Origin of the sequence: Leyella stercorea (assembly GCF_021531355.1) — a bacterium.
Taxonomy (GTDB): Bacteria; Bacteroidota; Bacteroidia; order Bacteroidales; family Bacteroidaceae; genus Prevotella.
Genome location: NZ_JADYTS010000178.1, coordinates 1 through 896, shown reverse-complemented (window position 1 = coordinate 896; position 896 = coordinate 1). Strand labels below are relative to the sequence as shown.

Annotated in this window: 1 protein-coding gene; it reads left to right on the top strand. The window is 44.6% G+C overall.

Annotated features, from left to right (window positions below):
• The coding region (locus I6E38_RS14925) for an IS256 family transposase (protein WP_235394720.1) at positions 1 to 888 on the top strand (888 nt) is incomplete at its 5' end.
• Between the last annotated feature and the right edge of the window lie 8 nt (positions 889 to 896).

Genomic DNA, 896 nt, shown 5'->3' with positions numbered 1-896 from the left:
ATCAACATGTATGCCCTTGGTACAAGCACTCGTGATATAAGCAAGTACTTTGAGCGTGAGTTTAACACAACCCTTTCAGCCGAAACCATCAGCTCTATAACCGACCGAGTTCTTCCCGAAATAACAGCCTGGAAGTCACGTATGCTTGACCCCGTCTATGCCATTTGCTGGCTTGATGCCATTCACTACAAGGTAAAGGACGATAAGGGTCGTGCAGTCACTCGTGCAATATACAACGTATTAGGTATAAACAAGTCTGGTCACAAGGATCTTCTTGGTATGTATATATCTGAGAGTGAGGGTGCTAACTTCTGGCTTGATGTTATGACTGACCTTCAAAACCGTGGTGTACGTGATATTCTGATTTGTTGCGTAGACGGTCTTAAGGGATTCCCTGACGCAATCCAAAGTGTATTCCCCGAAACCTACGTTCAGCTATGTGTAGTCCACCAAATCCGCAACTCAATCAAGTATGTAGGAAGCAAGCATCAGAAAGAGTTTCTGAAGGATCTCAAGACCGTATACGGTGCTGTAAGCAAGGATTCTGCATTGGCACAGCTTGACATGGTTGATGAAAAATGGGGCGAGATGTACCCTATAGTAATCAAATCCTGGCGCGACAACTGGGACCGTCTTACGGAATACTTCCAGTATACTCCTGCCATCCGCAAGCTTATCTACACAACCAATACGGTTGAGGGTTATCACCGTCAGGTGCGCAAGGTAACGAAGAACAAGGGTGTGTTCCCGTCAGACACCGCACTTGAAAAACTTGTGTATCTTGCTTATCGAGACATTAGTGAGAAATGGACTATGCCCCTGTCTAATTGGGCACTGATATCACAACAACTTGCTATAAAATTTGGAGATAGGTTCAAGATTATGTAACTTTGCCT